This window comes from Stenotrophomonas humi (assembly GCF_001431415.1).
Classification (GTDB): Bacteria; Pseudomonadota; Gammaproteobacteria; order Xanthomonadales; family Xanthomonadaceae; genus Stenotrophomonas; species Stenotrophomonas humi.
In genome coordinates this window covers 1-13417 of sequence record NZ_LDJI01000026.1, presented here as the reverse complement: position 1 = coordinate 13417, position 13417 = coordinate 1, and the positions used below count along the sequence as shown (strand labels likewise).

The following is a 13417-nucleotide window of genomic DNA, read 5'->3' as shown; positions in this document are numbered from 1 at the left end:
TGGCGGGCGCAGAGGCTGCGCCCGCCTGGTGCATCAGGCCGAAGCCTCGTCGCCGGTCTTGGCGGCGGTCTTCTTGACCGGAGCGCGGCGAGCCGGCTTGGCTTCGTCGGCAGCAACGGCGCCAGCGAACTCGTCTTCGCGCACGGTGGCGGCGTTCGGAGCAGCGGCCTTGCCTTCCAGCACGGCGTCAGCAGCGGCGCGGGCGTACAGCTGCACAGCGCGGATGGCGTCGTCGTTGCCCGGGATGGCGTAATCCACCAGTTCCGGGTTGTAGTTGGTGTCAACCACGGCGATCACCGGGATGCCGAGCTTCTTGGCTTCCTTGATGGCGATGTCTTCGTGGCCGATGTCGATGACGAAGATGGCGTCGGGCAGGCGGTTCATTTCCTTGATGCCGCCCAACGAGGCTTCCAGCTTCTCGCGCTCGCGACGCAGGCCCAGCACTTCGTGCTTGACCAGCTTGTCGAAGGTGCCGTCGGTTTCACCGGCTTCCAGTTCCTTCAGGCGGGCCACCGACTTCTTGACCGTGGCGAAGTTGGTCAGCGTGCCGCCCAGCCAACGCTGGTTCATGAACGGCATGTTGCAACGCTCGGCTTCTTCCTTGATGGATTCGCGTGCGCTGCGCTTGGTGCCCAGGAACAGGATGGTGCCGCGCTTCTGGGCAACGGACGAGATGAAGTTCATCGCATCGTTGAACAGCGGGACGGTCTTTTCCAGGTTGATGATGTGGATCTTGCCGCGGGCGCCGAAGATGTACGGAGCCATCTTGGGGTTCCAGTAACGGGTCTGGTGACCGAAATGGACGCCGGCTTCCAACATCTGACGCATGGTGATCTGGGGCATTGCAAAACTCCTGACAGGGAACCGGTCGCCATGAAATAGGGGCGAATCCGCACTGAAGCGGTAGGTTCCGGGGTTGGGCTTCCCCTGCGCCTCCGTGGCCGAACCCTGCTGAACAGGGCACCCCGGCACGGATGGGGGCGTAGGGTGTGAATTCACCGGTGACGCCCGGTGTGGGCGGGATTGGCAGGCCATTGGCCCAGCAAAGCCGGCGAAGTATAGCGGGGGGAGGGCCTTGGCTGCAAACCGTGGGCGGTGGTGCATGCATCCCCTCTGGATGGGGTGGTGCTGGCGCCGGTCGCTGGGCGCTCTCCGGCAGAGACCAGGGCCGGAGGTCGGCGCCGGATTCAATGTGCCGTCTGGCAGCGGGGTGTCGGGTCCGATATGAGTGGTGCGTGGTTTTGTGGGGGTTGGAGCCGGTGCGTGCTGATCGGGCTGGCTTGTTGTCGCTTCCTGGGGAGGGGGTGAGGGGCGGCTGCTTGGCGCTGCGCGCGGTGCCTGCAACGCAGGTCCGGGCTGGCTGGCGGGGCTCAGGGGCGCGGCAGCCGGTTCAATAATGTGAAAGGTTCAGCGATCTTCCCCAAATGCGCGATAATCGGCAGATGGCAATCCAACTGAAAACCCCCGAAGAAATCGAAAAGATGCGCATCGCTGGCCGCCTGGCGGCTGAGGTGCTCGACATCGTTGCCCCTCACGTCAAGCCCGGTGTCACCACCGAAGAGCTGGACCGCATCTGCCATGACCACATCATCAATGTGCAGGGTGCGATTCCGGCCAACGTCGGCTACCGCGGGTTCCCCAAGACCGTATGCGCCTCGGTCAACAACGTCATCTGCCACGGCATTCCGAGCGAAGCCAAGGTGTTGAAGGACGGTGACATCGTCAATATCGACGTGACCGTCATCAAGGACGGTTGGCACGGTGATACCAGCCGCATGTACTACGTCGGCACGCCCTCGGTGATGGCAAAGCGCCTGGTGGAGACCACAAAGGAAGCCATGTGGCGCGGCATCCGTGCGGTCAAGCCGGGCGCGACGCTGGGCGACGTGGGCCATGCGATCCAGGAATACGCCGAATCCGAGCGTTTCAGCGTGGTGCGCGAGTACTGTGGCCATGGCATCGGCAAGGTCTATCACGACGAGCCGCAGGTGCTGCACTACGGCCGCCCGGGCCAGGGCCTGGTGCTCAAGGCCGGCATGACCTTCACCATCGAGCCGATGATCAATGAAGGCACCCGTTACACCAAGGTGCTGCCCGATGGCTGGACCGTGGTGACCAAGGACCGCAAGCTCTCGGCGCAGTGGGAGCACATGATCGCGGTAACCGAAGACGGCGTGGAAGTGCTGACGCTGTCGCCCGCTGAATCCGCGCAGGCATGAGTCAACTGCCGGCGGGCCTGGTCGATAACGTACCGGACGCGCCGGCAGGTTCTGCCGGTGATGCACAGTGGGTCGCGCAGGCGCGGCAATCGCTGGCGCACACCGATGCACGTCTGTGCAAACGCTTTGAACAAGGTGACAACGTCGAGCGCCTGCTCGGCGTGCGTGCGCGTGCCGCCGACCAGCTGATCCGCGAAGCATGGCAGCGCTGCGTTCCCGCGGATGCCGGCCTGGCGCTGTTTGCGGTGGGTGGGTATGGGCGCGGAGAGCTGTTCCCGCGTTCGGACATTGACCTGCTGGTGCTCGGTGAGGCCGAACTCCAGCAGGCCCATGAAGGCGCGCTGGCGCGGCTGTTCGCCTTGCTGTGGGATGCCGGTCTGCCGGCCAGCCATGCCGTGCGTTCGGCGGCGCAGTGCGCCCAGGCCGCTGCGGACCAGACGGTGTTGACCGCACTGATCGAAGCCCGTCCGCTGTGTGCCGATGCCACCGCGCAACATGGGTTGGCGCGTGCCGTTTCGCCCAGTCTGATCTGGCCGCCGCGCGAATTCTTCCTGGCCAAGCGTGATGAGCTGCTGCAGCGGCATCAGCGCTTTGGTGACACCGCTGACAACCTGGAGCCGGACATCAAGGACGGCCCGGGTGGTCTGCGTGATCTCAACACCCTCGGCTGGATGGCACTGCGTGCCTTCGGCGTCAGCAACATCGATGCACTGGTCGGATTGGGCCATCTGGGCCTGGACGAAGCGGCAGCGCTCAAGCGCGAGCGGCTGGTGCTGGCGCGGCTGCGCTTTGGCCTGCATCTGGTGGCGCAACGCGCTGAAGAACGGCTGCGCTTCGACTACCAGAAGGCGCTGGCCGCGCGCATGGGCTTCGGCGACGACGTGGAAAGCCTGGGCGTGGAAAAGATGATGCAGGGCTTCTATCGCAGCGCGGCGGTGATCCGCCGGATCAGCGATCGCCTGCTGCAGCGTTTTGAAGAGCAGTTCGATGGCGAGGCCACACCCGAACCGGTGGGCGAGGGATTCTCGCTGCGGCGTGGTTACCTGTCCGCCAATGATCCGCTGTGGCCGCATGGCGATGTGCGCAGCATCTTCGCCTTGTTTGCCTGCTGGGCACGCACTGCGGATGTGCGCGGCCTGCACTCGATGACCGCACGTGGCCTGGCCGAAATGCTGGACGAGATTCCGGCCTACACGCAGGTGGACGAAGCGGTGCGCGACCAGTTCATGGCGCTGCTGCGCGGCCCGCGCGCGGTGGATACGCTGGCGCGCATGGCCCGGCTGGGTGTGCTTGGGCAATGGATTCCTGCATTCGCGCAGGTGTCCGGGCGCATGCAGTTCGATCTGTTTCATGTCTACACCGTCGACCAGCACACACTGATGGTGCTGCGGAACATCGGCCTGTTCGCTTCCGGTCGCGCGGATGAACGTTTCTCCATCGCCCATGAGGTCTGGCCACGGCTGCGCAAACCTGAGCTGTTGTTGCTGGCGGGGTTGTTCCATGACATCGCCAAGGGGCGCGGTGGTGACCATTCCGAACTGGGAGCGGTGGATGCGCGCGAGTTCTGCGGCGCCAACGGCCTGAGCAGTTCGGATACCGAGCTGGTGGCCTGGCTGGTGGAGCAGCATCTGCGCATGTCGGTAACGGCGCAGAAGCAGGACATCACCGACCCGGACGTGATCCACCGGTTTGCCGCGTTGGTGGCTGACCGCGACCGTCTGGATTACCTGTACCTGCTGACCTGTGCCGACATCGCCGGCACCAGTCCGAAACTCTGGAATGCGTGGAAGGACCGGCTGCTGGCCGACCTGTACTTCGCCACCCGCCGCGCACTGCGCGAAGGTATCGAGTTCGCCCTGCCCGAAGCCGAACGTGTGCTGGAAGCGCGTGACAACGTGCGCGAGCAGATGAACCTGCTCGGTTATGCCGATGCGGTGATCGACCGCCAGTTCGCTGCGATGCCCGATGAAAGTTTCGTGCGCTTCCGCCCCGAACAGCTGGTATGGCAGGCGGCTTCGCTGGTGGAAGTGCGCAAGGGCGGCACGCTGGTGAAGGTGCGCCGGATCACCCCGGAAAGCGATGCGCTGGAAGTATTCGTGCATTCGCCGGACCGCGACGGCTTGTTTGCCGCCATCGTGATGACGCTGGACCGCGCCGGGTACGGCATCCACCGTGCCCGCGTTCTGGATGGCCCGGACGACACCATCTTCGATACGTTTGAAGTCACCCCCGTCGGTAGCTTTGCCGATGGCGACACCGCGCGGCTGGAGGCGGCTTTGCGCAAGGCGCTGGCCGGCAACATCCAGATATTGCGGCCGGCACGGCGGGTGATGCCACGGCAGCTGAAGCACTTCCGCTTCGCCCCGCGCATCGAGTTCCTTGAATCCAGCCAGCGTGACCGCACCGTGCTGAATCTGGTCGCGCCAGACCGCCCCGGCCTGCTGGCCGACGTGGCGCATGTACTGCGTGACCAACAGCTGCGTGTGCAGGACGCGCGCATCGCCACGTTTGGCGAGCGTGCCGAGGATCAGTTCCAGCTGACTGACCGGCACGACCAACCCCTTACTGAAACCTCCCGGCAGGCATTGCGTGATGCGCTGATGACTTGCCTGGAACCCGATAGAACGCCAGGAGACCCCCACTGATGGCCACCAAGAAGCCCGCTGCCAAGAAGGCTGCCCCGAAGAAGACCGCCGCCGCAAAGCCTGCTGCCAAGCCGGTCGCGAAAAAGGTCGTTGCCAAGAAGGCCGCAGCAACGGTGAAAGCCGCCAAGCCCGTGGCCAAGCCGGTCAAGGCGCCGCTGAAGAAAGGGGTTGCGGCCAAGCCGAAGGCCGCCAAGCCGGTCGCCAGCGAAGCGCTGGGCGCGCGCAGCCTGCGCAAGCCGCCGGCACCGGGCGTGGCGGAAATGAAGTTCAGCATCGAGAGCGCGTTCGAGCGCCGCGCGATGCTGACCGGTGACGAGATCGAGGGCTCGACCCGGCCGCTGGTGAACCGCGTGATCGACGGTCTGGAGTCCGGTGAATTCCGCGTCGCCGAGCCCGATGGCAACGGTGGCTGGAAGGTCAATGAGTGGTTGAAGAAGGCCGTGCTGCTGTACTTCCGCGTCAACGACATGGCCGTGATGGAAGGTGCCCCGGCGCCGTTCTGGGACAAGGTCGAGTCGCGCTTTGAAGGCTACGACGAAACCCGCTTCCGTCAGGCCGGTGTGCGCGTGGTGCCGGGTGCGATCGCGCGTCGTGGCACACACTTCGGCAAGGACGTGGTGCTGATGCCGAGCTTCACCAACATCGGTGCGCACGTGGGCGAAGGCACCATGGTCGACACCTGGGCCACGGTGGGCTCGTGTGCGCAGATCGGCAAGCATTGCCACCTGTCCGGCGGTGCCGGCATCGGTGGCGTGCTGGAACCGCTGCAGGCCAGCCCGACCATCATCGAAGACCATTGCTTCATTGGTGCACGTTCGGAAGTGGTGGAAGGCGTGGTCGTCGGCCATCACAGCGTGATCGGCATGGGCGTGTTCCTGAGCCAGAGCACCCGCATCTACAACCGGGCCACCGGCGAAGTGACCTACGGCTACATCCCCCCGTACAGCGTGGTGGTCAGCGGCTCGTTGCCGTCAAAGGACGGTACGCATTCGTTGTACTGCGCGGTGATCGTCAAGCAGGTGGATGCGCGCACCCGCAGCAAGACCAGCGTCAACGACCTGCTGCGCGGGTTGGCTGACTAACGCAGCAGCTCCTGAAGTTCCCTTCTCCCGCGAGCGGGAGAAGGTGCCCCGAAGGGGCGGATGAGGGCTTGCGCTTCGTGCGGGTTCCGCCGGCCAGGAGCCTCCCCTCACCCCCAGCCCCTCTCCCGTGAACGGGAGAGGGGAGCACATCATCGCGAGCTTTCAGCCATGACCACGATCTACGGACTCAAGAACTGCGACACCTGCAAGAAGGCCACCAAATGGCTGGACCGCTTCAACGTCGGCTACACCTTCGTCGACTACCGCGACAACAAGCCCAGCCCGGAAACCCTGGTCGAGTGGGCCGGCAAGGCCGGTGGCTTCGAGGCGATGATCAACAAGTCATCGACCACCTGGCGCCAGCTGCCGGACAACCGCAAGGCGGCTGCCTCCGATGCCGAGTGGAAGCTGCTGCTGCGTGAGTACCCGCAGCTGATCAAGCGCCCGGTCGTCATCACCGACGATGGTCAGCTCAGCCAGGGCTTCAGCGACAACGGTTTCAAGAAGCGCTTCAACATCGATTGATGCGCGTGCGGCAGATGCCGCGAAACCATTCCCAGCAACAACACCCAGGTGGCGCAAAGCGCCTCCCAAACGAGGCCTCCCATGAGCGATGTATTCGACCTGACCTGCGACCTCATCGCACGGCCCTCCGTCACCCCGGATGACGCGGGTTGCCAGTCGTTGATCGGCACTCGTTTGGCTGCCGCCGGCTTTAACTGCGAACACCTGCGCCTGGGCGAGGTCGACAATCTGTGGGCCACCCATGGCAGCGGTTCGCCGGTGCTGGTGCTGCTGGGGCATACCGATGTGGTGCCAACCGGCCCGGTTGAAACCTGGGCCAGCGACCCCTTCCAGCCGCAGGTGCGCGATGGCGTGCTGTACGGGCGTGGTGCCGCTGACATGAAGGGTAGCGTGGCGGCATTCGTGGTTGCTGCCGAGCAGTTCGCTGCGGCACATCCGCAGCACCCGGGCACGCTGGCGGTGCTGTTGACCAGCGACGAGGAAGGCGATGCCATCGACGGGGTCCGTCACGTCGCCAGGCTGTTCCGTGAGCGCGGGCAAGGCATCGACTGGTGCATCACCGGTGAGCCGTCTTCCACGGCAAAGCTGGGCGATCTGCTGCGGGTAGGGCGTCGCGGCAGTCTGTCAGCCAAACTGCGCGTCAAGGGCGTGCAGGGCCATGTGGCGTACCCGGACAAGGCGCGTAATCCGATCCATCTGGCCGCGGCTGCGCTGGCGGAACTGACTGCGCGGCATTGGGACGATGGCTATGAGAGCTTCCCGTCGACCAGCCTGCAGATCTCCAACATCAATGCCGGTACCGGTGCCAACAACGTGATCCCCGGCGAGCTGCAGGTGATGTTCAACCTGCGCTACAACCCGCACTGGAGCGCGGAGCTGCTGGAAGCGGAAATCACCGCGCTGCTGGACCGTCACGGTCTGGACTACGAGCTGAACTGGCACCGCAGCGGTGAGCCGTTCTACACGCCGGAAGGGCGGCTGCGCAGCGTGGCGCGCGATGTGTTGGCCGAGTTCGCCGGCGCTGCGCCGGAAGAAAGCACCGGTGGCGGTACATCCGATGCTCGCTTCATTGCTCCGCTCGGCGCACAGTGCATCGAAGTGGGGCCGGTGAACGCCAGCATCCATCAGGTGGACGAGAATGTCCGCGTGGCCGATCTCGAGGCATTGCCTGCGCTTTATCGGAAGTTGATCGAAAAACTGCTCGCCTGACCCGTAACGGAGCAGCGGGCGGAATCTTGCCGGGGGGGCGAGGTGGACAGAGTTCAAATGGGGTTCCGGCAGGTTGTGACGGTGCTGGTGCTGTTGTGCGTGCTGCCGTTTGCGCACGCCACCGGCACGATGCACGGCCTGCCGCTGCTACGCCAGTTCGATGCGAGCCAACTGCCTGCGTCGCCAACCTATCCGGGCATGGCCGCTGATCGTGCAGGCAACCTGTATGCGGCCAGCGGCGAGGGCGTGATGCTGTTCCGCAGCGGCGTGTGGGAGTTGCTTGAGGCTTCCGGCGAGTTCCCGGTCTATTCGATCATGCGCGCGCGTGATGGCAGCATCTATGTCGCAGGTGCGGGCGTATTTGGGCAGTTGCAGCGACGCGACGATGGTACCCATCGCTTCGTGGACCTGTTGCCGCGATTGGTCAATGCGGGTTTGGTGCGGGCCCCGGTCGAAGTTTACTCGTTGGGGGAAACGTCCCGAGGCATTCATGCGGTGAGCGCGGGGGCATTGTTCGTGCTCGAAAAGGACGGCAGCACCACACGGCAGCAGCTGCCTGCCGGTGCCCGCTCGCGCCCTCTGGTGGCCGGTGATGCCGTCTACTTTCGAGTGCCAGGGGAAGGCCTGTACCGCGTCGACAATGCCGCAATGGCGCTGGTTGACGGTACCCAGTCGCTCGCCCAGCTGCGCGTCCCCGCTGCGTGGACGTATCGCGACGGTTTGCTGTTCGCTGCTGCCGATGGCTTTCATTTCAGCGACGGGAAACGCCTGCGCAAGCTCGTTACCGAGGCGGATGCGGCATTCCGTCTGCACGAGCCTTACAGCGGCATCGCATTGGCCGATGGTGGATTCGCGGTAGGGAGCTTCGATGGCACCATCATGCGTTTTTCGCCGGATCTACGCCTCCTCGACAGTTTCGCCGCCAGTGCGGGTGAGATGCATGATCTGGTGGAGGACAGCGAGGGCGCGGTATGGGTTTCCGGCGAAAATGGAATTGCGCGCCTGCACTGGTCGTTGCCATGGACACGTTATGACCGGCTGCACGGCCTGCGCGGGCGGATATTCGACAGCACGTGGCATGACGGTCGATTGTGGATTGCCGGCATAGGGGTGTGGAGCGCACAACCCTCTGCTGAGGGCACCCCGATGTTCTCGCAACTGCAATGGCCGGGCCGGGATCTGGAAACATTTGCGCTGGAAGGCACGGATGCCGGTTTGTTGATCGGCGATCGATATGGCCTGGCAGTGCTTGATCGAGGGCACGCGCAACCGCGGCGGCTGTTGGATCCGATGCTGGGCGACAGCGTCAGCAGGCTGTTGCCGTCTGCGTTCAACCCGGGCCGGGTATTGGCCGTCAGCAGTAGCAGAATCATCGTGCTCGGCCAACGCAACGGGCGTTGGCAGGTGATGGCGCAGTGGCAGACCGGTGCCAATCAGATTGACGGCCTGTACGAAGTTGCTGCGGGCGAAGTGTGGGCTGGCGATTTCGGCGGCGGCGTGCATCGCTGGCGCTTCGACCCAGAGAGCGGGCGCCTGCTCGCGGAGCAGCGCTACGGCGTCGCACAGGGGGTGCCTGACATGCCTGGGCAGGCCACGCATTTGTTCCGCAGTGACGGCATGCTGTATGCGATATCGGGCCAGCAGGTGCGTCGGCTGCAGGAAGATAGGTTTGTTGCTGCCAAATTGCCGGTGCTTGCGGGTTTGCAGGCACTTGGAGAGCTGGAGGGAGAGGACAACGCAAAGGGGAGTTTTGCGTGGACGTCGCGGCAACTGTGGTGGCGCAAACCTGGCGCCGATGCCTTCCAGTTGCAGCAGATCGGCGACAGCCGGGTGCCGGGTTTCATGGCGGTTGCCCTGCACGGAGATGGTCAGTTGCGTGTGGTGACGCGCGACAGTGTATTGCAGCTGGATCCTGCATCTGCCCAGTCGCCGATGGCATTGCCACAGGCGCGGCTGGATCGCATTGAACTGCAACGGCCGGATCAGCCGTCGACGCTGCTGCCGCTATCGCCGCAAACCGTTCAGATGTTGCCGGCCGGCGCGGGTTTGGCGTTGCGCTTTGGCGTGCAGGGCATGGAACCGGAGGTCGAGTTCCGCTATCGGATGCCGGGGTATCACGACGAGTGGTCGCCTTGGGCGATCGGGCGCGAGCTGACGTATCAGCGTCTACCGGCGGGGGCGTACACCTTTCAGCTGCAGGCGCGCGTGCTGCGTGGCACGCCGACGGAGGTGATGAGCTACTCGCTGCAGGTGGCACCATTCTGGCATCAGCGTGGATGGGTTCGCGCGTTCTTCGGTTTGGTGGCACTGCTGTTCGTTGTGGTCGTGGTGCGTCTGCGTAACCGTGGCCTCAATGCGCAGAACCGTCTGCTGGAGCAGAAGATCAGTGATCGCACCGCTGAGTTGCAGCATGCCAATTCGCAGCTGTCGGCGCTGGCAGTGACGGACGGGCTCACGGGTATCGCCAATCGTCATGCGATGGAGAAAGCTCTGCCACGTGCATGGCAACGCTGTGCGGAGCGGCAGGAACCGCTGGCGGTGATGATGATCGATGTTGATCACTTCAAACAGTTCAATGACACCCATGGACATCACGTGGGCGATCTGCAGTTGTGCCGTGTCGCGCAGACGCTGGCCGCGCAGGTGACCGATTCCGAAGAGCTGCTGGCACGCTATGGCGGCGAGGAGTTCGTGCTGATCCTGCCCGACTGTGACGAGCAGATGGCGCTGGCACGAGGCGAGCGCCTCCGCAGTGCGGTGGAGCAGGTTACGGGAGCGGCGGGGCAGCGGGTGACGATCAGCGTCGGGGTGGCGGTCTGCGTCCCTGTATCCGACGAAGACCCGATGGGGCTGGTGCGCTGTGCGGATCGGGCGTTGTACCACGGCAAGCGCGATGGTCGGAATCGGGTGCGGGGCGCTTCTGCGAAAGGGAAGTTGTCCGGAGAGTGCCTCGAATACCCCACCTGAGGTAGGGAATTGCGTTGGCAATTTTTCAAAGGCTTTGTTGGTCGTTGTCCAGCAGCACGTGCTCGCGAGCCACCTTCAAGTTGACCATTCGTGCCGATTGTCCGGTTGTTTGATACCCGACGCATCAGTAATGTCTGTTGGTGATCCATTGCACATGACCAAGGAAGATTCATGAGTAAAAAGCAGTTACCTCCGGTGCTTGGCGCGGAGCACAAGGCAGTGATCAAGGCTGTCTCGGGGCAGATCCAGAACGAGGCCTTGTGTGTTGCCCCGATGGACAGGGCGCTTTGTCAGGAGGCTATCGCCAGGTGTTACGAGTACCTTGGGCTGAAGTGTCCGGAGATACTTTTTTTCAGCAGTCCCCAAGCGATCTTGAAGCACCTGTAGCGGATGGCTCCGGCTTCGACGACGGTGAGTGGACAGGATTTCACCTCGATGGACTTCAGTCAGTTGCTGGGTAGCGAGGACGAGTTGCAGCGCCTGCTGCTCAACTCGATCCAGTCAGCGCAGCCCCGCGCCTTGGGCGACTGGGGGAGCGAAGTGAGCCTGCCTGCCCATGATCTGGAAGGTGACGTGATCATGCCTTTCGCTTGGCAAGCCGGTTGGGAAAAGCTCGCCGGTGCTGTAGATAACGGTGTTGGAAATCTGATTCATTTTCAGCATGCCGTCACCGACGCTCTGGAGGCGGCGATCCAAGATGAAAGCCAGGAGTGGGTGCTTTATTCGGGTGGCATGAGCAATCTGTGGGGCAGCGCCGAGGCGCTTGGTCGGGCCCAGGCATTGCTCGCAATCGGGATGCTGGAAGCAGCGCCACCGGCGCTGGTCCTTGGCGGCGACGTGCTTCGTAGCTGCGGTTGGATAAACGCTTTCGAGAAGCTCTGCCTGGTCAGTGATCGGCCGGCAAGCCTGGAACAAACCGGACGTGCCCGTAGCGCTGAAGGGCTACGATCCCGGGTGGAGTGGCGAGATGGCGAGGTCAACGAATATCTCTATCACGACTGATCGACCGACTCTGGAGCATCCGTGTGGTCTGGAGACGGCGTTTACATCGTGGTTGGGAGCGCCGTTCGGAAAGCGTTGTCGGATGCTCAGTCCGCCTAGGCAACAATCAAGCCGAAAGCCGCCAGCGCCGCAGCCGCCTGCCGCTGCGAGATTACCGCTTTCTTGAAGTGCTTTGCGTCCATCACGTTGAGCCCGCTGATGTCGGTATCGCGGAGGTCGGCGCCCTCAAAGCGGGTGAGTCGGGTCTGCGCGTTGCGCAGGCTGCCACCGCTGAATACCGCATCGCGGAAATCGCAGCCGGATAGATCGGCCTCGGAAAAATCCAGCCCTTGCAGTTGCGCCTTGCGGAACGAAAGGCCGCGCAGGTCAGCGCTGACCAGCAGGCAGTCGCGGAACTCCAGCGCCCAGCCGGTCACTTCCTGCAGATGCGCACCGGTGAGCTTGCAGTCCTGGAACTGCGCCGACGACAGTGTTGCGCGCCGCCAGTAACTGTTGTTGAGGTCGCAATGGGCGAAGCGCGAATCGCTGAGCAGCGCCGAGCTGAAATCACACTGGCCGCCCCGACACTTGTGCCATCGGCTTTCTTCCAGTGATGCCGCCAACCAACATGTACCGGCCAGTGAACATTGGTTGAACTGAAAGCCGTCCATCTGCAGTCGTGAAAAATCCCCTCCATCCAGGCTGCAGGACTCAAACACGGCGGCGCCTGGGTGCGCAGCGATGATGGCCTGCATGCGCTCGCGGGTGATGGCTTCGTCGCGAAAAATCGGGGCACTCATGGGGGATGGCCTGCAGCAGCTGAAGCGTCATTCTGGGCGACAACACAGCATTGATGCAGTCTTGCCGGAGCAGCGTTTGTGTGTACAGGAACGTTCGCCGCTTTACTCGAAGATGAAAAATGGCGGTTGAATGGCTTTGCGCCAGTACGCTTCTTCGGCCAGATAGAACTGCTGCGCATTGGCACGTGCAAACCACACCGCCGCTGCATCCACATCCTTCTGCAGGCCCTTGCCGCCGCGGCCAAGCGCCAAGCCGCTGAAGTATTGTCCGTAGACGTTGCCTTGCTCGCCCGCGCGCTGATACCAGCGCAGCGCCTCGCTCTTGTCTTCAACGACGCCGATACCCGCTTCGTACAGCGCACCCAGATCAACCTGTGACTCGGCATCGCCGCGTGCGGCCCTGCGTTGAATGCGCGTGATGACCGCGTTCGAGGATGGTTGCGTTGCAGCGCTTCCGGGCTCGGCAGAGCCACTCGTAGCGGTGCGCAGTGCGTCGAGTTTGTACAGTTCGCGCAGATACACCGCCGAGCGCAGGCGCCAACGCAGCGCGCCTTCCATGTCGCCGCGCCGCGTGTACCACTTCTCCAGGTCATGCATGGCATAGGGCGAGCCGTGATAGGCCGCGCTGTAGTACCAGCGGAACGCTTTGCGCGGCGATGGCTTGAGTACCACGGCTTCGGGCTTCTGCGGTTGGTCGCTGCTGTCCAGGCGGCCACGCTCCAGAATTGTTCCCAGTTCTTCCTCGGCGCTGGTGCTGCGGTACGTGCGTGGCGGGATGGCGGCTGCATGCGCATACCAGTCCAGCGCACGTGGGTCGTTCCACGCCCGGTACATCTTGGCGACACGCAGGGCAGAGTCGAATTTGCCATCCGCGGTGGCTGCCAGTGCGTCGCGCTCGGTGTCGCTGATCGGGCGGGTGGGGGTGGTCGCCGCGCAGCCGAGCAAGGTGAACAGGGGGAAGGCGTACAGCAGCACGCGGGGCGTGGGAC

10 protein-coding genes are annotated in these 13417 nt (G+C 63.8%); 7 read left to right on the top strand and 3 right to left on the bottom strand.

Going from position 1 to position 13417, the window contains the following annotated elements; all coding sequences use genetic code 11:
• Positions 1–33: 33 nt before the first annotated feature.
• Positions 34–843, bottom strand: a complete 810-nt coding sequence (gene rpsB / locus ABB26_RS13445; RefSeq protein WP_057634991.1) for a 30S ribosomal protein S2 — start codon at positions 841–843, stop codon at positions 34–36.
• A gap of 599 nt (positions 844–1442) precedes the next feature.
• On the opposite strand from rpsB, the gene map reads away from it, so the two are divergent.
• The 7 genes from map (at position 1443) to ABB26_RS13405 (ending at position 11649) form a co-directional block, all read left to right on the top strand.
• Complete coding sequence (gene map, locus ABB26_RS13440) at positions 1443–2219, top strand: type I methionyl aminopeptidase (RefSeq protein WP_152982680.1); 777 nt, start codon at positions 1443–1445, stop codon at positions 2217–2219.
• Entirely contained in the window at positions 2216–4864 is a 2649-nt protein-coding gene (locus ABB26_RS13435) for a [protein-PII] uridylyltransferase (protein ID WP_057634987.1), read from the top strand. Before map ends, ABB26_RS13435 begins: the two co-directional genes overlap by 4 nt.
• On the top strand, positions 4864–5946 hold the full coding sequence (gene dapD, locus ABB26_RS13430) for a 2,3,4,5-tetrahydropyridine-2,6-dicarboxylate N-succinyltransferase (protein WP_057634985.1): 1083 nt from the start codon (positions 4864–4866) through the stop codon (positions 5944–5946). Before ABB26_RS13435 ends, dapD begins: the two co-directional genes overlap by 1 nt.
• A gap of 168 nt (positions 5947–6114) precedes the next feature.
• Positions 6115–6471 carry an arsenate reductase gene (locus tag ABB26_RS13425; protein ID WP_057634983.1) on the top strand — a complete coding sequence of 119 codons (357 nt, stop codon included), beginning with the start codon at positions 6115–6117 and terminating at the stop codon, positions 6469–6471.
• A gap of 81 nt (positions 6472–6552) precedes the next feature.
• Positions 6553–7680 carry a succinyl-diaminopimelate desuccinylase gene (gene dapE / locus ABB26_RS13420; protein WP_057634981.1) on the top strand — a complete coding sequence of 376 codons (1128 nt, stop codon included), beginning with the start codon at positions 6553–6555 and terminating at the stop codon, positions 7678–7680.
• Positions 7681–7737: 57 nt separating this feature from the next.
• Entirely contained in the window at positions 7738–10647 is a 2910-nt protein-coding gene (locus ABB26_RS13415; RefSeq protein WP_057634979.1) for a ligand-binding sensor domain-containing diguanylate cyclase, read from the top strand.
• A gap of 435 nt (positions 10648–11082) precedes the next feature.
• Positions 11083–11649, top strand: a complete 567-nt coding sequence (locus ABB26_RS13405; protein ID WP_152982679.1) for a hypothetical protein — start codon at positions 11083–11085, stop codon at positions 11647–11649.
• Between the two features lie 95 nt (positions 11650–11744).
• Here the strand turns inward: ABB26_RS13405 and ABB26_RS13400 are convergent, their stop codons facing one another.
• Complete coding sequence (locus ABB26_RS13400; protein WP_057634974.1) at positions 11745–12428, bottom strand: pentapeptide repeat-containing protein; 684 nt, start codon at positions 12426–12428, stop codon at positions 11745–11747.
• Between the two features lie 102 nt (positions 12429–12530).
• The coding region (locus tag ABB26_RS13395) for a tetratricopeptide repeat protein (RefSeq protein ID WP_057634973.1) at positions 12531–13417 on the bottom strand (887 nt) is incomplete at its 5' end.